Origin of the sequence: Shewanella sp. SM23 (assembly GCF_025654295.1) — a bacterium.
GTDB lineage: Bacteria > Pseudomonadota > Gammaproteobacteria > Enterobacterales > Shewanellaceae > Shewanella > Shewanella oncorhynchi.
In genome coordinates this window covers 1-1,020 of record NZ_JAKKRM010000056.1, presented here as the reverse complement: position 1 = coordinate 1,020, position 1,020 = coordinate 1, and the positions used below count along the sequence as shown (strand labels likewise).

Annotated in this window: 2 tRNA genes and 1 rRNA gene; all 3 read left to right on the top strand. The window is 44.2% G+C overall.

The features are described from left to right. A 16S ribosomal RNA gene (locus tag L5L98_RS22240) occupies positions 1–174 on the top strand; the annotation flags it as partial. A 193-nt stretch (positions 175–367) separates the two neighbouring features. After that, a tRNA-Ile gene (locus tag L5L98_RS22235) sits at positions 368–444 on the top strand. 138 nt (positions 445–582) lie between these two features. Beyond that, positions 583–658 (top strand) — tRNA-Ala (locus L5L98_RS22230). Positions 659–1,020: the final 362 nt, after the last annotated feature.

Below are 1,020 nucleotides of genomic sequence, written 5' to 3'. Positions count from 1 at the left end.
CGGTGAATACGTTCCCGGGCCTTGTACACACCGCCCGTCACACCATGGGAGTGGGCTGCAAAAGAAGTGGGTAGCTTAACCTTCGGGGGGGCGCTCACCACTTTGTGGTTCATGACTGGGGTGAAGTCGTAACAAGGTAGCCCTAGGGGAACCTGGGGCTGGATCACCTCCTTACCTATACGACTAACTTAATGTTTGTTGAGTGTTCACACAGATTTGCTTGATAGAAGAAAGAGTAAAAGATGGACCTAGTTAAATAGGTTTATCAAAGATGGGTCTGTAGCTCAGCTGGTTAGCACCCCAATCCCTTCATAAAGAGTAGGGTGAGGTCGGTGGTTCTAGATGGACTTAGATTTATCAATAAGATGGGTCTGTAGCTCAGCTGGTTAGAGCGCACCCCTGATAAGGGTGAGGTCGGTGGTTCAAGTCCACTCTGACCCACCAAATCTTCGTTCTCCTTTGTTAAATTAACACTCGTTTAGTGAACTAAACGTCGCGTTAATTTGCCGCGGATAACTCGATTTGGCAAACCAATCCTTTTAGAGGTTTGGAACATCTTACTTACTCGCACTGCATGTAAATGGGGCTATAGCTCAGCTGGGAGAGCGCCTGCCTTGCACGCAGGAGGTCTGCGGTTCGATCCCGCATAGCTCCACCATTTACACCTTATTCTGACTTTATTGCAAAGTAATAAGGCATATGCACTATGGATAGAGATGCCAAAGATAAACTAAAAAATTATCTTTGGCTTTTTTAAGCCCGCTCTTTAACAATTTGGAAAGCTGATAGTATTTAATTGCATGAGTCTGTCATGTGATTAATTACAAAACGTTTAATGCGAAAGCATTAAACATGAGTTCTCAAACACTTTATTAAGTGTCTTGAATATTCAATAGTAAATTATGCTTAGTGGCATAGTTTACGTCTAAGGCGCGTCCACTTCTTTGGTCAGAAGTGAGACAAGTAAAACCAAGCTGGTCGCAATGCGACGCAGGTGAGTGAAACTCATTTGGGTTGTTG